Raw genomic sequence first — 23001 nt, forward strand, 5'->3', positions numbered from 1 at the left:
ATTATTACTAGCTAAATTTTACGTTATAGTGAGCCAACAAATGTCACCGTTGAGCGCGGAGGTACAAGGTAATCGTCTTGTTCTTTTTCTAATTCGACCAACGCCAAATCATGCTGCGCATTGGTAATGTGTGTTGTATAAGTGGCAGAATTAACAACGCCTTCTAAGTTAATAGAAACATTCTCTACCTTGTCACTCGTATTAACGGCAACAATCACCACTTTATCTTGTGTTGGACTGACATAAGCCGATGCCATCAAGCCATCAAGGTTGTCTACCCCACTCAGTTCTACACGCTGATAACCCGGGCGCACAAAGCGACTGAAGTTACCGACAGTCCACATCATTTTCGAATCTTCTACCGTATTGGCTTCTAAAGATGGGTCAATTTTCACCATACCATCTTTGTAATCATATGGCGTCAAACCTAACCACCAATGCCATGCTGAAGCGTTCAAACGAGTCAGGTCTCGATGCATGATGCGTCCCACATGTAACGCATAATCCATATCATCAGCCTCAAAGCCATGACCATCAAAGTCACGAGAATAACCGCCGCCGCCCAAGACGCTCATTTCACTCATCCAAATTTCTGCACCCGGAGACACATCCTGTAGGTTTCCATATGTCATATCACGCAGCTTGCCTAAACGGTCTGGCCAAGCGTCAGAAAAGTAGCCATGTACTGAGATTTGGTTACCAATAATGTCTCTAATTTCAGGATCCCCTAACAGTTCATCAATGTAGTTTCGGTACAGGCCAACACCACGAGAATTCATGCCATTAGTTTGAGATGAACCGTCAAAGTTACGCTTATAAGCATCACGAAGTGCTGCTGTGAATTCGACCACTTCACCGCCATCAATATGAATGTCGCTACGAATACCCGCTTCGTTCAGCTTTTTATCTAAACTACGGTATACCGCTTTGACTTCTTGCATATTGTAGCGATTGCCTTCTTGAGTCTGTCCTTCCCATTCCCACGTTGGCTCGTTAATTGGGCTGATGTAATTAACCGGGATCCCTACTTCTTCACTACGTAAGTAGGTCAACACTTCAACCAAAAAGTCGGAAAATGCATCTACATTTTCTGGCTTAAGGTTAGTCGAACCAAGATCATCCGCAGCCGTTGGGTGTGTTAATCCATTTTTAGTTAGATAATGCGGTGGGCTATTAGAAAATGCTATAAAATTGTCCACGCCTCGTTGATGCGCCTCTTGCATGAAGCGGATTTGTCCTTTTTGCTTGGTTTTGTCTATCTCACCACCTTGCTCTGGCACCAATAATTCAGCACGACGTAGTGTGTCTCGGATAAAGCTGCCATCACCTTGCTCTGCACTGCCTGCACCTATATTAAATCGCCACGCTGTTAAACCAATGCCTTTGTCAGTAGAAAATAATAAGTCAGCGAGGTGGTCGATAGCTGCATCGTCCCCTTTTTTCTGCCACTTATTAATTGTTGGGTTAATAGACCAAGCATCCGAAGCACCAAAGCTGTGTATTGTTTGTTTGGTATTTTCAATTTCCACATCTAGTGGGCTTTGTTGCGTAATTAAATTTAGAGATAGAGCCAACCCGTTTCGCTTGTTTCTTAGTCAATACGACAAGTTTCAGGCATACCTAACCCAGTAAGCTTGTTCAACGCTTTTATCATCGCGTAAGTTTCACCCACCTGGGCATTGTAATTTCTTAAGCTCAGTTTCCCTCCTAGCAACTGTTTAACTCGATACATCGCTGTTTCTGAGAGTGAACGTTTGTGGTATCCATACCGCTCTTTCCAATACTTATTTGAGTCGTATAATTTCTGGCAACCCACGGCGAAATTTCGAGGGTGACCACGCTCCCAGAAGGCAGCCCCTTCTCTTGGGGGAATAAGCGCAATAGCTCCCTTAATCTTAATAGCAGCGTGACACGCTCTCGTGTCGTAAGCGCCATCACCAGACACCTCAAGGATACTTCGGCGTGTTTGTTTCAGTAAGTTCGGGAGTACTTCTCCATCTGTAACCGTCGATAAACTTAGCTCGGCGGCAATGATCTCATGAGTGTTGGTATCGACTGCAATATGCAGCTTTCGCCAGACTCTACGCTTGCCATCCGTCCCATGTTTTTTGACTTTCCATTCACCTTCGCCATAAACCTTAAGGCCAGTAGCATCAATGGCTAGGTGCTGTATCGCTCCTCTCGTTTTAGTCTTAAATGAAACCTCAACTTGCTTGGCTCTACGACTGATGCAGGTGTAATGCGGACAACTTAACGGTACATGGGCTAACCTAAATATCGAGTCGATAAATCCTTGCAGCGCTCTCAATGGCATAGAAAAAACTCGTTTGACCATGAGTGCTGTCGTGATAGCTAAATCACTGAACCGACGCGGCCTACCGCGCTTATTCTGTTTGCTTTGCGCCCATCCGCTTATTGCTTCTTCATCAATCCAAAAAGTCAGAGAACCACGGTTAATGAGTGATCGGTTGTATTGCTTCCAGTTGGTTGTTTTATAACGAGGCTTAGGCATAGGACTACGAGATAGAGTGGAGGTAGCTGATCAGATCGTAGGTTCTTGATTTAGTTCCATTGAATTACGCAACAAAGCCGGCCATACCACTAATTTTTCACGTTCAACACGCTTTGAAGACATAGAAGGAATCATCGACCAGTAAGGAATATCCATGATCGTGTAAGTGACACCCCATAAGATATAAGTGACCGTTGCGTATACATACACCATATTTCCTTCGATATTATGGGTATTGAACACCAACAATAGGAAAACAGAGTTAACTAGCGTACCAATCACAATCCAAGGGCGAAATTTCCCAAAACGAGTTCGAGTGTTATCAACAATCATACCCATTACAGGGTCAGTAACCGCATCAACAAAACGAGCGACGAGAAATAACGTACCAACAAATGCAGCAGATATTCCAACGACATCGGTGTAGTAGAACATTAAAAAGATATAAATAATGGAACAGGCGAAATCTTTTCCTAGAGCACCTAGACCATAAGAAAATTTTGTTTTTATCGATATACTACCTTCAGACATATAAGGCTCCTTAGCCTTTGTAGTTAAATGATTCAGGGTTCAGAGAGTGGCTCACCCCTCATTGGAGGTGAGCTCAATTTGTTATTTTAAAACGAATTTCCATCGGTAATTGTTGCGTAGCAAACGGTATTCAGGTCGAACACTTGGTGTCCAAGAATCATCTCCTCCTACCCCCATATGGAAGCCGTCAAAGTAAACAAATAATCCAGGTTGCTTTTGCAGCTCGTAAGTATGTTTAGCTTTAGCGAGTTGTTGCTGACCATACTGACTAACGCTGAAATAGAAGTGACCTAATAGCTGAATATCACCAATTTCAAGTTGTTGGGTATCGCTACGTAATCCGTTATCAGACGGGAATATGTATGGTGTATGCATATTCGAAATAGGTTGCGTCCAACGACCAAGGTCAGCACTTAACTTACGATCTGGATAGTTTTCATGCGGACCTCGCCCTAGCCAGGCCACACTTTGTGGACACTCAATCAAATGCATTTCAGCACCGATTCTTGGCATCGGTGGCATTGAATCATCAACATCGACAGATACCGATACTTGCGCCTCACCCTGCTGCGTAAAGCGGTAATCCCAAACGGACGTTAAAACCAACTTATCGTTTGCAAAATACGTATGTCGCACGCGTACTTCTCCAATCGCGACATTAACCTCAACACCTTTACAGCGATGTTCTAAGTCAAACAATCCAGCATTCTGCCAACGAACCATCCAAGCATTTGGGTCTTGGCGGTCGACTTCACTCACACCAATATCGTTATCAAGTGGTGCGCGGAAAAAATTATCGCGAATTGGAGAAAGCAGTTGTTCACGGTCCGCTTTTTTCCAACTTTCCACTTCACCAGTGGTCGCATTGATATACCATTGATTATGCGCTGCCGTGACACGCAGCCCGCCATCAACCTGTTCAAATTTAGCTGGTACAAATGTTTGGCTTTCGACATCTTCAAGCTGAAGTTTCTTACCTAATGTTGCCTGATGTTCTGCAACAATATGCCCAGCATTAGCCCAGTTAGTATCTTGCTGCTGTCGAATCGCAACATTAAGATAAGCCTCTGTGTTAAGTAGTCCAAACTCAGAATCTAATTCAATCAGGTGCGTCTGTTGAGCTGGTAGATTCAGACTCAATTCACCACTTCTAATGACAGATCCTTCATCATCAATAACTGTCCAATCTAAGCTGTGGTGAGCAGTATCAACAAACAAATGTTCACTGGTCACTTTAATTGCAAGCGGTTTTGAAGATACAAGTTCAAAACTAAATGGTTGCTGAGCCCGTTTTGCTTCGAATAATGTAGGGTGCGGCGTTCGGTCAGGAAAAACTAAGCCATTTATACAGAACTGACGGTCGTTAATTTCGTCACCGAAATCACCGCCATATGCCCAGTAATGAACGCCATCCTCGCTCGTTTTATCAAGCCCTTGGTCAACCCAATCCCAAATAAAACCACCTTGCAGGCGAGGATGAGATCTAAATGCATCCCAATACTCTGCAAATCCACCAAGGCTATTGCCCATCGCATGTGCGTATTCACACAAAATGATTGGACGGTTTTCATCACCAATACCAACCCATTTCTTTAATGAAAGTTTAGGTTCGTCGGTATGCCCTTGCTCTTGGTCAGCGTCGGTTCTTGCATACATAGGGCAGATAATATCGGTTGCGCTTGTGTCCGAACCGCCTCCCTCATACTGAATAACACGAGAAGGATCGACTCGTTTGGTCCACTCATACATTGCGTTATGGTTTGAACCATAGCCGGACTCATTACCAAGCGACCAAATAATGATGCTTGAGTGATTAAAGTCTCGCTCCACCATGCGGGTCATTCGCTCTAAGAAAGCGCTCGCCCATTGAGGATCATCTGCGATTCGTCCCATTGGTGTCATTCCGTGAGTTTCAATGTTGGCTTCATCGACAACATATAATCCTAAGCGGTCACACAGGCTGTAAAAACCAGGTTGGTTAGGGTAATGAGAGCAGCGGACAGCATTAAAATTATGCTGTTTCATCAGCTTTAAATCTTGCTCTACGCGTTCAAGGCTTTCTGCATGACCTGTTGTAGGATCGTGCTCGTGCTTGTTTACACCACGAATCATCAGTGCTTGACCGTTGATGCACAACTGACCGCCTATGACTTCGATCTTTCGAAAACCGACATCGTAGGCTTCACACTCAATCACATCACCTTCGTTTGTGACTAAGCTAACAACCAGACGGTAAAGGTTTGGCGCCTCAGCACTCCACTTCTTTGGGTTGTTTGCCTTTAACGTTGCGAAACAACGTTCACTGTATCCGCCTTTTTCATCGACAGGCGCTGTACCGACTTCCGTAACATTTGACGCAATTTCTTTCTCACCATCAAACAATGCGGTTTTCACCGACAAGCCCTCACCATTCATGGTGTCGACATTGATTGTCAGCTCACCATCTCGATAAGCAGCATCAAGGTCTGGCGTCACTTTTACATCTTTAATGTGGCGAACTGGTTTATTAAGTAGACGAACTGAGCGGAAAATACCACTCATCCACCACATGTCCTGACCTTCCATGTAACTACCATCACACCACCGAAGGACTTTGACGGATAATGTGTTATTGCCTTCGGCTAGATATGGACTAAGGTCAAACTCTGCAGCAAGACGACTATCTTGAGAGTAACCAACAAACTCACCATTACACCAAACGTAAAATGCACTATTTACACCATCAAAAACGACTCGCGTTTGTGACTCTTGCTCCCAACTTTCAGGCAATTCAAAAGTCGTCTGGTAACAACCTGTTGGGTTCTCTTTTGGAACAAATGGAGGGTTGCACGGAAATGGGTATTTCACATTGGTATAAATTGGGAAATCATGCCCCTGTAACTGCCAATTACCTGGAACTGTAATTTTCTGACTCGGAAGTTGTTCATCAGCCATCCAGTTTTCAGGAACAGAATCAGGAGACGGAAATAGTGCAAAATCCCATTCCCCATCTAGGCTCATAACCGATGAGCTTATAACTCCAGCGTGAGCACAAGATTCACTACGCCAACTAGATAGTGGCGTGTGTGCTCGTAGTCGGTTGAAAGAAGTAATTTCTGGACTTTCCCAGATACGTGTATTCGTAGCGTACATTTCAGGACCTAACGTTTTAAATGATCTTGGAATCATGTTAACGAAGACATTTAAACCACACCGTGATTAAAGCCACAGTAATTGTAACCGGTTACAAACAAAAACCCAAAAGACCCATCTAATCTAAACCCCACACACCAAACAGAATTAAACTCCAAACATTAACAAAAAAATACACACACAAAGGATATAACACCACCGCAATCCATAAATGAGAGTTAACATCGAAATAATCTCATTCACCAAAACTATAAACCAACTAAAAATCATACGGGTAAATTAAGAGGTATTTGTCATTGCATATACAAACCCCATTACCATACATAGTGTTACATAAATTGTTACAGTAACTATTTATAGTATTTGCACCGCACGTAACTTTAATCGTTCAAAGGTCATTTACCGTGAGAGTCACGTTCAACTTCGGTAAAGTTGGTTAAATTTATAGCGAAGCTCACACCTTTTTAGGTTGCTTTATAGATTTCAAATTCCCCAAATAAAAAAGAGAGGCACAATGGCCTCTCCTTGATCGTCTAATTTATATAACTAGCGTTGAGCTATCAGACTACAACTTAGTCCAAGCATCTTGCCAGTATTGGCTATCTGCTGGAGCGTAAGACGCACTTGCACACCATGCTGTGTATGGCCAAGGTTTACATTCGTACAAGCCATTATCGCTGCCGACCACAATGTCACCCGCTGCGTAGTTTTTGCCCGCTTCATATGGAGGGTAATCACCTGGAGGAGGTGTTGTACCACCACCGTCTTTAACAGCGAACGAATAGTTTACCATCACCATTTCACCGTCAGACGCTTTACCGACTATTTCAAGTGCATATTGCCCTTCCGCTACATCGTACAAGTCGATGGTAATAGCGCGGCTGTCCGTAACGTTGACCTTAGTTTGCTCAACCACAGTACCTGCACTGTTGATCACCATAGCGGTAACATCTAAGGCTTCATTTGATGTCAGTGTTAGATCTAAACGAACATTACCGTTATCTGGCGCATATTCTGATTGAAGGCCTGAAACAGCAAGCTCTAAGTCACCGCCCGATCTGGGTTACCACCACAAGAAGAATCTGAAACTTTTCTCCAAACACCCCACTCACCAGTTGTTCCTGGTTCTTCGCCGCGAGTGTACCAACCTGCTCCCCACGTTGAACCGTCATGAGATACTTGATCACCTTCCACATAAACGGTGTCGGCATCCCATGTAGCAGCGCAGTTAGAACCATCAGTCACAGACACTTTACGGTCAGCGGTTACAGTCTGATTTGCGCTGTCTGTTACGCTATACACAAGTGTGTAGTTGCCGATTTCATTTACATCGACACTGCCAGTGTGTGTGATAGTGCTTGTTAGGTCGCCATCTTCAGCATCATTCGCCGTCACGCCAGCCATAGCATCAAACGCAGTTCCCAACACAACGGTTGTGTCAGATACACCATTAAATACCGGCTTCTGGCTGTAAACCTCTACCGTTCTCGCTTTAGTAGTTTCGTTGTTATCGCTGTCTTTCACTCGGTAAATTAGAACGTAAGTACCAATAACACTGGTTTCAACGTAACCTTCAACATCGATTGATGACGTTAGATCGCCGTCTTCTTTGTCTGTTGCCGTTACGCCATCCATAGGATCAAACGTTGTTCCGTGGAGAACACGCGTATTTTCGACACCTTTTAGAACTGGCTCACCCTCGACTGGTGGTGGCGTTACTTGACCGTGTACAAACGGGCCGTAGTCTTTAATAAACTGCTCGTTGTATTGTTGACCATTTTTGTTAGTGCCCATGTCCCAGTTGATAGACCAAGTCATCACACCACGTAGCGGTTGACCTTGCGCCGTTAGGCTATCAAATGCGTCGTATAAATCTTGTGGCTCTTGTACAAAACCGGTTGCTGCAGCATCTATGCTTGAAGGAATACCAAACACGAGCTTGTCATGTGGGATCTTGTGGAAGCCACGCGTTCCGTTGATAAGAGAATCAGAAATGTAGTAGATAAACTCTTCTTTTAACGCATCGTTATTTTGAGCAATCCAACCCACACCTTCCACCCAGATACCATCGCCACCTTGGTTGTAGAACTGTGGGTTAATCCAGTCGTAGTAGCCTTCTAGATTGTCGATATAAGGAACGTACTTACCACCTGTCGTTAGATACGGAAACTCAGGCGCCATAGTAATAAGGAAGTTTTTACCTTCTGCGCGGTAGTGATCTTTTACCAACTTAAGTGCATCAGGAATCACGGTTTGGTTGTTTGCTGCGGTTACGGCTGCTTGTTCAAGGTCGATATCTAGACCATCGAAACCGTAACGCTCGGTAAGACGGATAATCTCATCAGCAAAGGCTCTTTCATCACCGGTTTCTAGCTCTACGTGTGCATCAGCACCACCCAAAGCCAACAGTACAGAGCGACCTTGCTTGTTGAGTTCAGAGATTTGGTCAATAAATTGTTCTTCTGAAAGCCCAATGGTTGGGTCCAGTTTAAAAGTTGGGATTCGACCATCAGCCACATCGTAAACCTTCATGAATGACACATTCACGATGTTGTACATTGGGTTCACTTCATCCAGCGTCACACATGGCGCATTACCACCTTGGTAGCCGCCACCGTCACACCAGTTATGCCAATAGCCAACCACGACGCCAGAGTCTGGATTCGTCATATCTGAACCATTCGCATAAACAGCGCCAGACATAGCCGCCATGCCGACCGATACTGCTAATTGTAGAGCTTTACGTTTCAACATTAGTCCCACTTCCTTACTTAACAGCTGTGCCAATCACAACCGAACCAATTCATTGTAATCATGAATATTTATAGAGAAGTAATGGAATTTATAGGAAAAGATGACCTTTGATTTAACTTGTGATTTTAAGTAACAGATTGAATATCAGAATCAATATGATTTTGACTTTTCATTCAAATTGAAATGCTAAAAAACTGTTATTTCCGGTCGAATGCATTGACCATACAAATATTTAATCAACCTTAATTCACTAAGATAATTAACCAAAAATATAAAAAATCACCGATAGGAAAAAATGAACTTTAAATCGGCAAAAATCACCCAAAACACGCCGTAATTACTGACCTCAGACCAGATACCATTGCGAGTGATATCACTAAAATAGCCTGGATATAGCCATCATACATGTGCTAGCAATACACACGTATAACGGAATATAGGAGTAAGAATTTGTGGAATTTTAAATGTATACCTCGGGAGTTTTTCAGTTAACCTTCAGTACCAGATGAATAATATGCATCCAATAGTGAAATAAAATTCACTTTATCAAGTTCATTAAGTTGATTAATTCCAGCCGCTGCTTTTCGTCCCCCGCCAGTCGCAAAACTTGAGCAAATTTCGTCTGCACCCGTTCTGTTTGATAATGGTGCCCGTAAGCTCACCGTGTAAGACTCGCCATCTTGGTTTTTCGTTAATACTGCTTGCGCTCGGTTTGGATCTTGATTAACGATTTCATTACCAAATACGCCACTGATGCGCCTTGCCCAAGCCTCACCTGGCAGTTCAAACACACGTGCGGCTTCACTTTCATAAACAGGAGCAAGGTTTGATAACTGTTGGCGATCATTTTGATAAGCTGCTCGTAGTCGATAAAACACAGAGTCTTTATCATCCAAAAGATCAAACGGATTCGGGTATTGATAAAGGGTTTTGTAGAGCTCAGCTGGCGTGAAATGCAAATCACTGAGTGACGAACCGTAACCATTGTAGTTAACCAAGGTACCTAGCTCTTCTAAAAACTCGGTTTGAGATTCACCGAATCCATTTTCATCCGCTAGCCGCGCGGCCACAGTTTTTAGATTGTCGCCAAAGGCAGCCGCGACTGCCCAAGCCACATGCGCACCATTCAGCTTCTGGTTAATCAGCAAGCTCGTGCAGCTCTCTGGCGCGGTATCAATCAGAGTATCTAAATACTCAGAAGTTGGGACATTCCCTGTTCGGTGGTGATCGCAATAAAATACATTGATGTTGGCGTCTAGCAGTGAGTGCAATGCAGGCAGGTTTTTCTCCATCGATACATCTAAAACGGTCACGGAAGACACATCGCCTTGCTTGCCCGGCTCCATCATTTGAGTAACAACTTGAGAGACCAACTTAATATCACGCTTTACACCTGTAATGAGCACGCTCTCTCTTGGCTCACTTAATCGCAGCTGTAACAACGCGATTATGCCATCTGCGTCTCCGTTGAATACGTCGTAGTGCATGTTGTTCCTCTTCCTATAGATTTAACCGTTTGCCAGAAACGCGCCAATTCGTTTGTGTGTTCGATAGTCTGTCATTATTTTAGTTATATTTCACAGATACTTAAGTCTATTTTGGAATGCCTTATTCTCATTAGATTGAAAAGATAAACACATTAATAATATTGTATGACTTATATCACAGTAAACTAACCTGAAAAGATTATAAAATAAGCGCCTCCCACTTAATGATAAAGAGACGAATGAACACTACCACCACTCTTGTTTATGACACTTTGAAAAGCCTTGCTGCTCACGCTCCTGAGCAACATGCCGAGATTCGCCAGCGTTTATATGAGCAGTTGAGCCTGCCATTTAACAAGCAGCTCTCGTTATACGCTAATGTGCTTGGTCCTATCAGCTCAGGTAAGTTAGCGGGATGCGACAATATTGATAAAGCGGTTGAACTGGCACTGGATGTGCTGGAAGGCCGAAATAAGTAATTCCCCTTTAAATACGTAATATAACGGCCCAGATCTTCCCCCAGATCGGGCCGTTTTTTTATTCTTGTCTTTTATCTAACTGAATTTCTGACACAAAAAAGGCGCAGATGATCCGCGCCTTTGGTTTAGTTTCTTCTGAATGTTTACGAAGTCTTGAACTGCGCGACCGCTTGGTCCATATCGTTCGCTTGCTCTGCTACCTTGTCCACTTCGACTAAGCAATGCTGCGCCGAAGCGTTATTATCATTCGAGATTGTGTTGAGCTCAGTGATTGAGTCGCTCACTTGCGCCATTACTGCACCCTGCTCTTCAATCGCTGAGGCAATACGTTCTGAATTACCTTGGATGCTTTCCATATCGCTCAAGATAAGTTGCAAGCTTGCATCCAGTTCTTCCGAATCTTTCAGCGTTAGTTGGCCTTGTTGATTACACTCGCCAATCTCTGTCATCGATGCCTGCATCTGGCTTTGAATCGCACTCACCACTGAGGTTATTTCTGTGGTCGATTGATGCGTTCTGCTTGCTAGTGCGCGTACTTCATCGGCAACCACAGCAAAGCCACGACCTTGTTCACCCGCACGTGCTGCTTCAATTGCTGCGTTCAATGCCAATAGGTTAGTTTGTTCTGCAATGCCTTGGATGATGTTTACTGCATCGCCGATTTGATCAACATGATGGTTCAGTGAGCTGATCGAATCTTGGCTACTTGAAAGACGTTCAGACAACTGGGTGATGTTGCTGATGGTTTCAACCACCACTTCACGGCCTTTATCCGCATTCACTTTCGCTTGATGTACACCTTCAGCCGCAACCGATGTACTTTCAGAGATCTCGCCAATGGTGAGTACCATCTCTTGCACTGACGTTGTCATGGTTGAGGTGTGATTTGCTTGAACTTCAAACTGTTTGATTACTGACTCTAGCTCGTCATGCATGTTCGACGTGCTTTGTGTCAGTTGCAGTGATTTAGATTGAGAGGCAGCGATAAGCCCTTCCAGTTGATCCAACAGTTGGTTGAAGTACTGGCCTAGCGTACTGAGCTCGTCTTTACCATCTAGGTGAGAACGAATAGACACGTCGTTTGAATTAACGATATTACGGATAACCGAAAGCAGTGACTCAATTTTGCCAATGATGGAACGGACAATTAACCAACTGAACAGAATGATCGACACAAGCAATGTGACGCAAAGGATGTTGTTGATCAGCGATAGTTTGTCCATCTCTTGCTGCGTTTGTTGGTCTAGCACCGCCGAGAATTCTTTAAACTGAGTCTCGATAACGTGCGAGCCAGAACGCGTTTCGCCTAGCAGGCCTTCGTTATGCTTCAAACCGATCACGCGCTTCTGCTCAACCACTTGGCGAGCAGCCTCAATCAAAGCAGCTGAGCTACTCATATTCGAAGTTATAGAAAGAACACTCGGGTCAAACTCCCCCTTCTCAATTAAGTCATTGAACAGGTAAAGTTCGATTTTTTGTTCAGCACTGGCTGTCGCGCTGATGTTATCGAGCAAAACATGAAACTCGCCTAGCAAACCTTTGTCACGTGCTAGCCCATAGACTTCGCTCGCTTTTACTAGGTTAACAAAGCTGGTGTGGTAGGTTTCGATGTCTTCACGTAGGTGTGTACTGTTGGCTAAACCTAAATCACTGAGCACTGTATCTAGCTCAGATTCCGACGCTAAGAATTTGTTGTAATTTACGTCGAACTTGTCGAGGTATTTCATATCGCTACGCAGCAAGAAATCTTTCTCGTTACGGCGAAGGTTGAGCAAGCGCACTTCAAGTTCTTTGGTAATTTGTTTGGCTTCGCTCATTTGAGCGGTGGTGTCTGCAAATTGTGATGTGGTAAACAGCAGTGAAATCATGCCGAAGATGGAGAACATCCCCAGCGAATAGAGCTTTTTCTTTATATTCATATACGTGGCTCGTCTTTACTAAATTAACTATAAGTATCTAAATAAATCGCATTAAAGGATGGATATCCAACTTGCGCGACCTGATTATTGTTATGGTTTTTTTATCGATAATGAGCGTCTTAAACTGTGGCTTCTAAGTCCACTAGCTATGACGTTCTCAATTGCATTTAAACAGCAAATGAAGCAGCCAACTAAAGTTAATTTTATCAATAACACAAATTTATTACATGTACATTAGTTGAATGATAAAAGTGAGAGACAGCTATTTGACGGAGTGTGAGGGCTTGAACACCTTACTATGTAAGGCTTTGAATTAAAACACTTTGGACTATTATTGACCTGATGGTTAGAAATGACACTTTTTTGGCTCATCAGAGGAGCAAGAACGAAGCGCAATATTGGAGATTTTGACTTGTTTTTAAACGGTGAACCCATCGATTGGTTTTTGGTACAGTCGATCGTAAATGGCGAAAAAAAAAATGGACCTACTCAATTAGAGTCAGGTCCATTTTTGGATTTCTTAATCAATCGCTTTGCAGTTAATAAGTTAGAGTGCGAACTTAAAGCTGACTAAAACGCTTTCACCATCTTGGTTAGGCACTTCAATAACACCACTTTCTCGTCTTCATCGATGTCTTGCGTCAGCTCATTAACCAAATTCAAGTGAAGCTGGTTATGGTGAACGTGGATCTTCTGACCTTCATCAGTTAATGCCACCACAATTGCACGACGATCCGTTGGGTGTTCATGGCGTTCAATCAATTCAGCTTTAACCAGCTTTTCGATTTGAACAGTAAGCGTACCCGTGGTGATGCCCAACTTTTCAGCGAGCTCTTTCATTCTTAACGCGCCATGCATACCAAGTACTTCAATGGTGTGTACTTGAGCCAGGGAGTAACCCGTCTCTTTGACAACAGACTGCTCCCACGAAGACATTTTATCGTAGAACTCAGTCAGTATTTGGTTAAGCTGTTCTATATTTCGCATGGTCGTTTGAATGCACTTCAAGAGTAAGATGATTAATCTTATCAAACTTGGCGAGCATTTGTTTATATTCAGAGATGGTTTTATCACTGTTTGATTCAAGAGTAATCGCTGCTGAATAGTGATGCCCACTCACCTTCCACATATGGAAATCAGTGACCGACGCATAAGGCGTTAAGGTTTCGGTCACTGAGTCACGATAATCTTGGTCGATATTCTCATCAAGTAGGATTGGGCTGGTTTGTTTCATCAGGTTCATCGTCCACTTGGCAATCACGAATGCGCCAACCATTCCCATTGCTGCATCTAACCAGTTCCAACCGTAAAACTTACCAAATAGCAGGGCAACAATCGCAAGCAGCGAAGTTAGAGTATCCGCCAACACATGCATGTAGGCTGCGCGTAGGTTGTGATCATGATGGTGTCCGTGATGCTCACCATGTTTATGACTGTGGTCGCTGTCGTGATCATGGCTATGTGAATGACCGTGATTCTTACTATGATTGTGGCCATGCTCGTGTCCGTGATCATGATGGTGGTCGCCAAGTAAAAACATACTCACCACGTTCACAGTTAAACCAATACAAGCAACGATGATCGCTTCATTGAACTGAATCGCTTGTGGGTTAAACAAGCGATGTACCGATTCCACCAGCATCAACAATGCCACAATCCCCAATGCAATCGCGCTGGTGTAGCCCCCTAGCACACTGACTTTACCAGTACCGAAAGAGAAACGTTCGTTCTCGGCATGTTTCTTCGCATATCGGTATGCAAATAAGGTGATGCCAAACGCCGCAGCATGCGTCCCCATGTGCCAACCATCGGCAAGCAATGCCATCGATCCGTAAATAGTGCCCGCAACGATTTCGACAACCATGGTAACGACGGTCAATAACAGGACATAGAACGTGCGTTTCTCACCTTGACTGTTATGTGAAGAAAAGTTGTGTTGATGACGTGTTGGAAAACTCAAAATGGCGTCCTTAGCTGATGTTTGTGGTTAGATTATCGTTGTTAATAAAAACCCTTTGATTGACAAGTAATTTGACAATCAAAGTAATTAATTGAAATTTAGTTTGATTGCCAAACTTTGTCAACGATGAATTTTGAAACTCTGATTTGCGGGACGAATAGTTGATGGTGCGTTCTAGATTATTCCAGCGCTTATTGATTCAGTAAAAACGAGGCTTTGCAGGGACAAAAAAGCCCACGCGAGGTGGGCTAATTGAATCAAACTTAATGATTGTATTTATTTGTTTTGCAATGAAGTGATCTCATCATTCACCCACCCTAACAACTGCTTAGTCGCTTTCGACAACACTTGGTTCTGCCTAACAATATAACCAAGGCTGGTACTCGAGAAGTTGGTCAATGGTGTCACTTTCGAATGTAGATGCTGCTTGGTGGATACCGCAAACTCAGGCACGATAGCCACACCAAATCCCGCTTCTGCCCAATCGATTTGAGCGTCGACACTCCCTACTTCCATCACCCTGTAATTGGGGAGATTAAGACTCGGTAAACCTTCATCAATGAAGTCGCGTGTTCTCGTATCATGGCCTAATAAAATCAAAGTGAGCTCTGCATCAGAGTCTTGGATATCAAACCCATCGCCAAGCGCACACCAAGAAAGCTCTTGCAGCTTAGTGAAATACAATGACTCGTTGTGTTGTTCTTTGGCGATAACAAAACCAATATCCGCTTGAGCATTTTTAACTAAACTCGATGCCTGAGATGAGGTGGTATTCAAGAGCGTAAGGTCAATACCGGGATACTGCGCTTTGAACTTCTGGAACGGGCGAATCAACAAGAACCGGGAAATAATGTCACTTACGGCGATGGTTAACGTCCCTATTTTAAGGTCGTTAATGGCGTTGAGATCGGCCTGACAAATCTGCAGTTCGAGTAGCGTTCTTTGGCTTGTTTCCAATAGCCGTTCACCCGCTTGAGTCAATTGAAATGGGCTTCTCTCTATCAATTTTATCCGTGTTTGTTGTTCTAGTTGTTTTAGGTGCAAACTCACATTGGGTTGTGTCATATGCAGTGCAATGGCCGCTTTCCCGAAATGCTTGTACTCCGCAAGCGTCACAAACGTCTTCAACAAATTAATATCGAGCATCATGTCCTCTCTCTCGTGTCACTTATATCATTCCCTAAAGTAAAGAATGCCCCATCGTCATTCCCTTCAGTGCAGAATACCCTCACATCGTCATTCCCTACAGTGAGGAACGAACATGATAGGGAATCTCGCTTATGGTTTGAGATTCCAGATACCTCGTTCCTCGGTTCTGGAATGACGCCAAGAAATCGAGTCGACTTTAGGTTCGTCACTTCCAGTTGTAAGGTACTGCAATCGCGTCACTCTCTACGACGAATTACACCCCACCCCGTCATTCCCTACAGCGAGGAACGAACGCGATAGGAAATCTCGCTTGTGGTTTGAGATTCCAGATTCTTCGTTCCTCGGTTCTGGAATGACGGTTGTTTTTAAGTTTTTGTACCAATTATCGTCATTCCCTACAGTGAGGGACGAACGTGATAGGGAATCTCGCTTGTGGTTTGAGATTCCTGATACCTCGTTCCTCGGTTCTGGAATGACGGTTATTTTGAAGTTTATCTACTAATTATCGTCATTCCCTACAGTAAGGAACGAACGTGATAGGGAATCTCGCTGGTAGATTAAGACTTTAAGGATATATGGAATCCTTATCAAGATAATAAAGATAATTAATTTCTCTTATCCACATTGTAGGCCTAACATAATTTCTCAATCAGTTAGGAGAAAAATTATGCCATCTATCGTTGTTGTGGGCGCAAACTGGGGTGATGAAGGCAAAGGCCGCATCGTCGATTTTTTAGCAGACCAAGCTTCTGCTAGCATTCGTTTTCAAGGCGGAAACAATGCAGGTCATACTGTGGTAAATGACTTCGGTACATTCAAACTGCACCAACTACCTAGTGGTATTTTTAATCCTGATTGTACGGCGGTTCTTGGCCCTGGCATGGTGATCAGCCCAGCTGCGCTAACTGAAGAAATTGCAGAAGTACAAGCGGCTGGCATCAAAGTGAAAATGGCGATCTCCGATCGTGCAACACTGTGCCTGCCTTTGCATGCTCTTGAAGATACGCTTGAAGAAGAGCGTTTGGGCGATGGCGCATACGGTTCAACACGTCAAGGTATTGCACCAGCGTACGGCGATCGCGTAATGAAGAAAGGCATTCTTGTCGGTTGGTTGAATCAACCTGAAATTTTAGAGCAACGCATTCAATTCCTACTTGATTGGAAGATGCCTCAGCTTAAAGCGCTCTACCCTCAATGTGACTTCTCTCAGACTGCTTCTGAAATGACAGAGTGGCTACTTGAAGTAACTAAAGCGTGGCGCCCGTTCATCTGCAACGTAACTGAGCCGCTTAAAGCACTGCAATCACAAGACGCAAACCTACTGTTTGAAGCTCAGTTAGGCGCAGGTCGCGACCTTGTTTACGGTGAATACCCTTGGACAACGTCTTCGAATGTAACTGCAGCTTATGCAGGCATTGGTAGCGGTTTACCTGCCCTTCGCCCTGAGCGTGTTATTGCTGTTGCTAAATCATTCAGCTCGTCTGTTGGTACGGGCACGCTAGTAACAGCAATGGAAGAGCAAGACAGCTTCCGAGAAAGCTCTAACGAATACGGTGCAACAACAGGCCGCCCACGTGATATGGGTTACTTTGATGCAGTAGCAACTCGCAACGGTGTAGACCTGCAAGCTGCGACTGAAATCGCACTGACTAAGATCGATTGCCTGTCTGGTTTGTCTGAACTTAAGATCTGTACTGCGTACTCAGGTGAACATACTGAGAACCCAATTTGGCCGCAAACGGCTGAATTAAAACCTGTTTATGAAGATATGGCTGGCTGGGATGAAGACATCACGGGTTGCCGCACGTTTGAGAGCCTTCCTCAAGCAGCGCAAGATTACGTGACTCGCATCGAAGAGTTGATGGGTGTTCCAATCGTGATGGTATCGGTAGGCCCAGAGCGCGAGCAAATGATCATTCGCGCTTAGTTTAGAAGACGACAAGATCGACATATACATCAAAGCCCACGCTCGTGGGCTTTTTTACGCCTGTCACAAACATCTAAATCTTGTTTTTCTTATTGAGGTACATGTTTTCATCGGACGACTTTATTAGATTAATGATATTGAAGCTTCGAGAGTCAGCAATACCACAACCATATGAAAAGCCGAGTGAAACCTCATCATCACAGCGAAAGCCTTCAATGAAATCTTGGAATTCAGCGTGAATTTTTTTGACCAACTCACGTGCAAAACCCGGCTCTTCAGAGTGTATGACGACAATGAATTCATCACCGCCAACTCTCGCCGATATCGTGTTGTACTTTGAATTATTTTTTATGCATGACGCAAAGCCAGATATGTAATCATCACCTTTAAAGTGACCATACGTATCATTGATGTATTTCAGGTTATCCAAATCAAAATACAAACAAACAACCTCTCCATCGCTGATGTTTGCTTTGTTGAATTCATGGAAAAAGCCCCTTCGATTAAGCAGCGTCGTCATGATATCAAAGTGACTGTTTTTGTATAAAATCCGGCTCTCTTCTTTTAGCAAGATTTCAGAACGCAATAGAGTCGATATGTTCTCAATCAAGTTAACTTGGCTTTCGGTATACGTTGTTGGGCTTAAATCAAACACCAAGAGCACCGCAAACACTTCTTCATCTATATCCCTAACAGGAACCCCGCAAAAAGACTTATAGGCATCCTTACCATTCGCAGAAACGGAATCACCACCAGCGTGACCACTCAAATAGACCGTGCGATTTTCGTTATGCACATACTCACAAAAGAGGCTAATTTTGCTCTTATGTTGGTTGCACGATATGTTTGACGAGCTCCACACACTCTCAGAACCAGAGCAACTCAAATCAGAGATCATGATGATGCCCGCATTCGATGCGTCCATTATGTCTCGTATGTTATCCAATATAGATACCCAGGTATCGACATCGATATTTCTTTGCATCCCTTCAGAAGAGAACTTATCAAAAAGCATTAATATTTCTTTAGTATCAGACAGTTAAACTTAATCGAACATTCATTAGTATACGTTGTAACAAAAATCCCAAGAGCGACAATCTAGGACGGTTATTACCTAGTACTAAGCAACAACCAAGCACTAAGTAAGAACCAAGCAACAACCAAACCCTACATCCTAATTTTCTAAGTCAGCGGCCTCGTTCGCAGAGGCCCAAATTTCTGAGCGTCGATTCTTGGCTCTACCCTCTGGCGTTGCGTTAGACGCGATAGGTTCACTTTCACCAAATGAACGAATAACAAGGCGATTTTTCTCGACACCGTCAGCGATTAAGCCATCCGACGTCGTAAGCGCTCTTTGCATGCCCAGCGCTTGGTTATAACCTTCTGCGCCTGTGCTATCCGTGTGGCCATCAACCGTAATTGAACTTCCGTTAGCCTTCAGTTCACCTGCGAGCTGACTCAATGCTTTGCTGCCCATCGGCGTTAAGTTGTGTTGATCAAAACCAAAATGAAGACGGGCCAACAACCCTTGATGCTCTTGGTTACTGATCCAAGTCTTACAGCCGGATTGGTTCGTACTTAGATTAGATTGACCTGCCAAGGCTTGTTTTAACTCACTGCTATCAGACTGCTGCTCAATTTGTAAAAAGCCCTGTCTGTGTTGCGCGATACCCACGACATCATCAACCCTAACACTGTATTGATATTCACTGAACGCAGTGTCGCAATAGACATTGATGCCTTCTTCCGCATGGGCGATAAGGCTAAATTGCAATGTCGATATGACGATTGAACCGATCATTAACTTTTTCATATTTTCCTCTAGTACAACTTAGTGATTCCGCTTGTTTTCGAGCCTTTACGGATGAGTTCTTCTATCTTTTCAATCAATTCATCGAGGTTAGATACATCGATGATGTCTTCATCAGAATCCACAACACAGTCTTGAAAACCACTTTGTTGAGACGCTCGAAAATCGATACCAATAACACCTATGTATAAGCCGGGTATCTCCTCTCTTGCTTTGTCACACATGCCTCGGTCGACAAGCCCTTTGAGGATGCCGTTATTAGGGCTTTCCTGTCCGTCGCTCAAAATCAGTAGCATCTTGATTTTCTTGTTGTAAGCCTGTTGTTCTTCTTGATCGGAACTGTTCGGGTCACCATCATGGAGAACTTGAGAGCCTCTCAAAATGCCCTGAAACGCCGCTGTACCTCCGTCTGCCCACATCGAGTTAATCGGGTCTAAATCTGATAGCTTGTTCGATAGCTGAATGTTGGAAAACTGCGATGAATTTGAAGAACCATGCGCGTTGAATAGTTTTGCTCCACTCACACCATAGAAATCAGGCTTTAACCCTGACTTGTCAGTAAACATCGTCGACACTGATGTCGATAAATCTACATAGTTATAAACATCGGCAACGGCGTAACGATCTGCATTGATTACATCCCTTATGCGTTTAGCGTATTTTTGATTGTCCGCCTTTGGATTTGAACAATATGATTGCCAATTAGCACAATTGAGCACCTGATTCTGCGAATACGTACGCCAGTAATCCCAATCAACATCGTTGTAGGAATAAGGTGATACGTTCGTTTTATAGTTGTCTTTGTAGCTCAACTGGCTTGTAGCCCGCGCTTGATTTCCCGAGACGATTTCCCTCGTTCGAACGTTAAAAGGCACAAAGCCCACTCGGTTAAGCAGTTTGTCTCCAGTGGTATCTTCACCCGGCTCATCACATACGTCTTTCAATTCTCCATCGACATTCTCTTGTTCAATCGATGTGCAAAGAATTTTGCTGGATATTTCATCGATGGCCGTTTTCAGATCGTCGATTTTTATGTGTCTACTTGAACCCCACCTTTCGTTCATTGAACCGGAAAAGTCCGACACAAAAACAATGTCGATGTTGTTATCACCTAAGTAAACCGGGTACTTTCTCGCTAACGAGCGTCCCGCTAAGTCTTGCTGCTGATCAAAAGACGGAATAAAGCTGCTCGCAAACCAAGAGTCGTGTGTCGTCTTGGCATTCACTGTGTATTGGATGTATTCAAGAACTCCTGCACCCTCGTCTTCTGCTTGGTAAAAACGGTCTGCAGAAAGGTTGGTTGATTTAATGTCCCGCACATAGTTTTCGACATATTTGGTTGCTAGCCTACCAGCCTGATCTTGTTGATCTTCAATGGTCACCGCTATCGCCGCTGCCTCTGCTGAATCCCTTAATCGGCTGGTCTCTTGAACATAACGTGTGCCTTCAACCGCCCAAAAAGTCATGCCCATAATCGGAACAAGCAATAAGCCCATCCAAACCGCAGCCACCCCCTGTTGTCTTTGGAGGCTGAAATGCTGGCGATTGATATGACGGTCATGCTGGATTTTCATTTCATTATCTCCCAGGCATTATTGAAGATGAGCCAATCTTAACTGTGGTACTGGTGCCACCGTTGAAGAAGGGTTTGAACCAAGAACTTTGCTCTTCACAGAGGCTGATTCGGTACAGTGGATAAACAACGCCCTTCTCTACCGGAGCCAGATCTGCATGCGCGAGAATCGAATCCGTTTGGCAATTTAAACTTCTATATTTGCTGGATGTGAACTCAGCGACATTCGTTTTATTGGTCAACGACTCAATCTTGATCGCCACACTGTCTACTGGTGTATTGAGCATTCGGCTTGCCACTTTCGTCATCTCTAGTAGCTCAGTGTTAGTCACGGCTAAGTTCTTTCCTGCCAACACATCGGCTTCAAAATAACGAGTACGCTCTTTGATAACATTGACTAACGCAAAGCTGGATCGGTCAAGCTTGGCACGGGCGAGCAACTGATAGCTCAAGTCCGCTCCAAACAGATAAACGCCCCATAAGGCCACAAGAATGAAAACTAGCTCAATGGTGTACGAACCTTGCTGGCGCATTTTAGAAAGCACACGTTGTTTACGGAGCGTCATCTTCCCACCCCTCGTGTTCTAAGTTCAAAACCATGGTGCGTGAAATATCTCTGTCAGCAGCACCGGTGAGTTTAATCACAGGAGTGTAACGGTAAGTCACCGTCATTTCGGCTAAGTCGTAATTGAAGTTCAAGCCTTGATCAGAATGCCCCCTGTTCGCGATAAAATCGTCATAGGTTTTGAAGTACTGACCTGCGATAGAGAACCTTGAGCTATCAATTAGAAAACTCCATAGATTGTCATCGTCTTCAATTAACGACCTGAACTTGTTCTCGTACTGTTCGTTGATCCCTTTGCCTTCATAAATTTTGGTATTCCTGATTGTTTCTCTAAGCGAATACTCGGTCATGTTCACGACATAGATCTGGTAACTCGATTCGAAAATCGCAAAGGTCGCAAAAAACAGAACAAGTGCGCCCAACACAAACTCAATCGCCGTCACGCCCTTTTGTTTATTAAGAAGCTTCATCGTTAACTCCTAGTTGAGTTAATTCAGCGGCGATGCTCTGGATCTCTTCCGCTGAGAAGTCTCCTTTGAGTAACTTTTTGGCTGAGTCGATTTGCTGAGTTTTCATTAGTGCGATAGCTAGGTTCGCTTTAACGATCTTATTCGCCGGGTCTTCTTTTAAAACCGGTGCTAACGTTTCGATCGCCTGTTGATACTCGCCATTGGCCATTTGAATCATCGCTATGTTGTTTTTAACAACGACATCGTCATAACCGCGTAAACGGGCTCGATTCAGTTCTTGGTAAGCTTCATCGAATCTTCCAACTTTGGTGTATGACACGCCGAGTAACACGTGAATCTGACCTGTTGTATTTCCTGATTCGATAGAAGTTACATACGCAGCAATCGCACTTTCAACGTCATTTTTTGCATCAAACACTTGCCCTTCTAACTGGTACAAGTTGGGATTTGCAATTCCCTCTTTTTGCAAGTGTTGAACATAGAAATCAGCCGATTCGATATCCCCTTTATGGAAATATGCCCAAGCCAGTTTCTCTTTTACCTCTGGATCTTCTGATCCTTGTGCTAACTCAGCCTTGTAATAGCTAATGAGGCCGTCATAGTTATTCACTTTTTCCATGCTAGTGACATCGGCAAGCTGCAAGTCTTGTTGTGACGGTGCTGATTGACAGCCCGCCAACACACTAAGCGCTATTCCAATGAGACAGATACGTTTTCCAATCACTGGTAACTC

Annotated in this window: 17 protein-coding genes and 2 pseudogenes; 3 read left to right on the top strand and 16 right to left on the bottom strand. The window is 43.9% G+C overall.

Annotated elements, in window-relative coordinates:
* Positions 1-23 precede the first annotated feature (23 nt).
* From OCV20_RS08885 to OCV20_RS08910, 6 genes and pseudogenes are all read right to left on the bottom strand, one after another.
* Entirely contained in the window at positions 24-1574 is a 1551-nt protein-coding gene (locus tag OCV20_RS08885; protein WP_261881399.1) for a glycoside hydrolase, read from the bottom strand.
* Positions 1575-1591: 17 nt separating this feature from the next.
* Complete coding sequence (locus OCV20_RS08890; RefSeq protein ID WP_086773621.1) at positions 1592-2512, bottom strand: IS5 family transposase; 921 nt, start codon at positions 2510-2512, stop codon at positions 1592-1594.
* 72 nt (positions 2513-2584) lie between these two features.
* Positions 2585-3043 (bottom strand): annotated as a pseudogene (locus OCV20_RS08895) (MFS transporter); the annotation flags it as partial.
* Positions 3044-3124: 81 nt separating this feature from the next.
* The gene (locus OCV20_RS08900) at positions 3125-6175 is read right to left on the bottom strand and encodes a beta-galactosidase (protein WP_086775452.1); all 3051 of its coding nucleotides are present in this window, start codon (positions 6173-6175) and stop codon (positions 3125-3127) included.
* A 565-nt stretch (positions 6176-6740) separates the two neighbouring features.
* Positions 6741-8929 (bottom strand): annotated as a pseudogene (locus tag OCV20_RS08905) (immunoglobulin-like domain-containing protein).
* Between the two features lie 488 nt (positions 8930-9417).
* Positions 9418-10416: an acetyltransferase gene (locus tag OCV20_RS08910; RefSeq protein WP_086775453.1), complete on the bottom strand. Its 999-nt coding sequence runs from the start codon at positions 10414-10416 to the stop codon at positions 9418-9420.
* Between the two features lie 239 nt (positions 10417-10655).
* Between OCV20_RS08910 and OCV20_RS08915 the strand changes: the two genes are divergently transcribed.
* Positions 10656-10895 carry a PAS factor family protein gene (locus OCV20_RS08915; protein WP_004733935.1) on the top strand — a complete coding sequence of 80 codons (240 nt, stop codon included), beginning with the start codon at positions 10656-10658 and terminating at the stop codon, positions 10893-10895.
* 143 nt (positions 10896-11038) lie between these two features.
* Here OCV20_RS08915 and OCV20_RS08920 read toward each other — a convergent pair whose 3' ends face one another.
* Positions 11039-12763, bottom strand: coding sequence for a methyl-accepting chemotaxis protein (locus tag OCV20_RS08920; protein ID WP_086775467.1), 1725 nt, complete (start codon positions 12761-12763; stop codon positions 11039-11041).
* 403 nt (positions 12764-13166) lie between these two features.
* Between OCV20_RS08920 and OCV20_RS08925 the strand changes: the two genes are divergently transcribed.
* Positions 13167-13388 carry a hypothetical protein gene (locus OCV20_RS08925; protein ID WP_086775455.1) on the top strand — a complete coding sequence of 74 codons (222 nt, stop codon included), beginning with the start codon at positions 13167-13169 and terminating at the stop codon, positions 13386-13388.
* Here OCV20_RS08925 and OCV20_RS08930 read toward each other — a convergent pair.
* The 3 genes from OCV20_RS08930 to OCV20_RS08940 all read right to left on the bottom strand — a co-directional run bounded on the left by OCV20_RS08930 (position 13385) and on the right by OCV20_RS08940 (position 15923).
* A complete protein-coding gene (locus OCV20_RS08930) occupies positions 13385-13801 on the bottom strand; it encodes a MarR family winged helix-turn-helix transcriptional regulator (protein WP_052878311.1) in 417 nt (138 codons plus the stop codon). The two genes, OCV20_RS08925 and OCV20_RS08930, sit on opposite strands and share 4 nt — an antisense overlap.
* Positions 13779-14774, bottom strand: coding sequence for a CDF family Co(II)/Ni(II) efflux transporter DmeF (gene dmeF / locus OCV20_RS08935; RefSeq protein WP_086775456.1), 996 nt, complete (start codon positions 14772-14774; stop codon positions 13779-13781). The genes OCV20_RS08930 and dmeF overlap by 23 nt, the downstream gene beginning before the upstream one ends.
* Before the next feature lie 276 nt (positions 14775-15050).
* Positions 15051-15923 (bottom strand): LysR family transcriptional regulator, encoded by an 873-nt coding sequence (locus OCV20_RS08940; RefSeq protein ID WP_086775457.1) that lies wholly within the window; start codon positions 15921-15923, stop codon positions 15051-15053.
* Between the two features lie 667 nt (positions 15924-16590).
* Between OCV20_RS08940 and OCV20_RS08945 the strand changes: the two genes are divergently transcribed.
* Positions 16591-17850, top strand: coding sequence for an adenylosuccinate synthase (locus OCV20_RS08945; RefSeq protein ID WP_059019623.1), 1260 nt, complete (start codon positions 16591-16593; stop codon positions 17848-17850).
* A 73-nt stretch (positions 17851-17923) separates the two neighbouring features.
* Here the strand turns inward: OCV20_RS08945 and OCV20_RS08950 are convergent, their stop codons facing one another.
* The 6 genes from OCV20_RS08950 to OCV20_RS08975 form a co-directional block, all read right to left on the bottom strand.
* Positions 17924-18865 (bottom strand): GGDEF domain-containing protein, encoded by a 942-nt coding sequence (locus tag OCV20_RS08950; RefSeq protein WP_086775458.1) that lies wholly within the window; start codon positions 18863-18865, stop codon positions 17924-17926.
* A gap of 159 nt (positions 18866-19024) precedes the next feature.
* Positions 19025-19663: an OmpA family protein gene (locus OCV20_RS08955; RefSeq protein WP_086775459.1), complete on the bottom strand. Its 639-nt coding sequence runs from the start codon at positions 19661-19663 to the stop codon at positions 19025-19027.
* 8 nt (positions 19664-19671) lie between these two features.
* A complete protein-coding gene (locus tag OCV20_RS08960; protein ID WP_086775460.1) occupies positions 19672-21234 on the bottom strand; it encodes a TadE/TadG family type IV pilus assembly protein in 1563 nt (520 codons plus the stop codon).
* 4 nt (positions 21235-21238) lie between these two features.
* The gene (gene tadF / locus OCV20_RS08965; protein WP_086775461.1) at positions 21239-21799 is read right to left on the bottom strand and encodes a tight adherence pilus pseudopilin TadF; all 561 of its coding nucleotides are present in this window, start codon (positions 21797-21799) and stop codon (positions 21239-21241) included.
* Positions 21786-22268 carry a TadE/TadG family type IV pilus assembly protein gene (locus tag OCV20_RS08970; protein ID WP_050634440.1) on the bottom strand — a complete coding sequence of 161 codons (483 nt, stop codon included), beginning with the start codon at positions 22266-22268 and terminating at the stop codon, positions 21786-21788. Before OCV20_RS08970 ends, tadF begins: the two co-directional genes overlap by 14 nt.
* The gene (locus OCV20_RS08975) at positions 22255-22992 is read right to left on the bottom strand and encodes a tetratricopeptide repeat protein (RefSeq protein WP_086775462.1); all 738 of its coding nucleotides are present in this window, start codon (positions 22990-22992) and stop codon (positions 22255-22257) included. Before OCV20_RS08975 ends, OCV20_RS08970 begins: the two co-directional genes overlap by 14 nt.
* Positions 22993-23001: the final 9 nt, after the last annotated feature.

It is taken from the genome of Vibrio coralliirubri (genome assembly GCF_024347375.1).
Classification (GTDB): domain Bacteria; phylum Pseudomonadota; class Gammaproteobacteria; order Enterobacterales; family Vibrionaceae; genus Vibrio; species Vibrio coralliirubri.

What these genes read in the sequence shown, in the direction of transcription:
- OCV20_RS08925 (WP_086775455.1), top strand. Translation starts at nt 13,167, where the DNA reads ATGACACTTTTTTGGCTCATCAGAGGAGCAAGAACGAAGCGCAATATT.
- OCV20_RS08950 (WP_086775458.1), bottom strand. Translation starts at nt 18,865, where the DNA reads ATGCTTTTTGATAAGTTCTCTTCTGAAGGGATGCAAAGAAATATCGAT.
- OCV20_RS08970 (WP_050634440.1), bottom strand. Translation starts at nt 22,268, where the DNA reads ATGAAGCTTCTTAATAAACAAAAGGGCGTGACGGCGATTGAGTTTGTG.
- OCV20_RS08945 (WP_059019623.1), top strand. Translation starts at nt 16,591, where the DNA reads ATGCCATCTATCGTTGTTGTGGGCGCAAACTGGGGTGATGAAGGCAAA.
- OCV20_RS08955 (WP_086775459.1), bottom strand. Translation starts at nt 19,663, where the DNA reads ATGAAAAAGTTAATGATCGGTTCAATCGTCATATCGACATTGCAATTT.
- tadF (WP_086775461.1), bottom strand. Translation starts at nt 21,799, where the DNA reads ATGACGCTCCGTAAACAACGTGTGCTTTCTAAAATGCGCCAGCAAGGT.
- OCV20_RS08910 (WP_086775453.1), bottom strand. Translation starts at nt 10,416, where the DNA reads ATGCACTACGACGTATTCAACGGAGACGCAGATGGCATAATCGCGTTG.
- OCV20_RS08920 (WP_086775467.1), bottom strand. Translation starts at nt 12,763, where the DNA reads ATGATTTCACTGCTGTTTACCACATCACAATTTGCAGACACCACCGCT.
- OCV20_RS08890 (WP_086773621.1), bottom strand. Translation starts at nt 2,512, where the DNA reads ATGCCTAAGCCTCGTTATAAAACAACCAACTGGAAGCAATACAACCGA.
- OCV20_RS08940 (WP_086775457.1), bottom strand. Translation starts at nt 15,923, where the DNA reads ATGATGCTCGATATTAATTTGTTGAAGACGTTTGTGACGCTTGCGGAG.
- OCV20_RS08900 (WP_086775452.1), bottom strand. Translation starts at nt 6,175, where the DNA reads ATGTACGCTACGAATACACGTATCTGGGAAAGTCCAGAAATTACTTCT.
- OCV20_RS08915 (WP_004733935.1), top strand. Translation starts at nt 10,656, where the DNA reads ATGAACACTACCACCACTCTTGTTTATGACACTTTGAAAAGCCTTGCT.
- OCV20_RS08930 (WP_052878311.1), bottom strand. Translation starts at nt 13,801, where the DNA reads ATGCGAAATATAGAACAGCTTAACCAAATACTGACTGAGTTCTACGAT.
- OCV20_RS08960 (WP_086775460.1), bottom strand. Translation starts at nt 21,234, where the DNA reads ATGAAAATCCAGCATGACCGTCATATCAATCGCCAGCATTTCAGCCTC.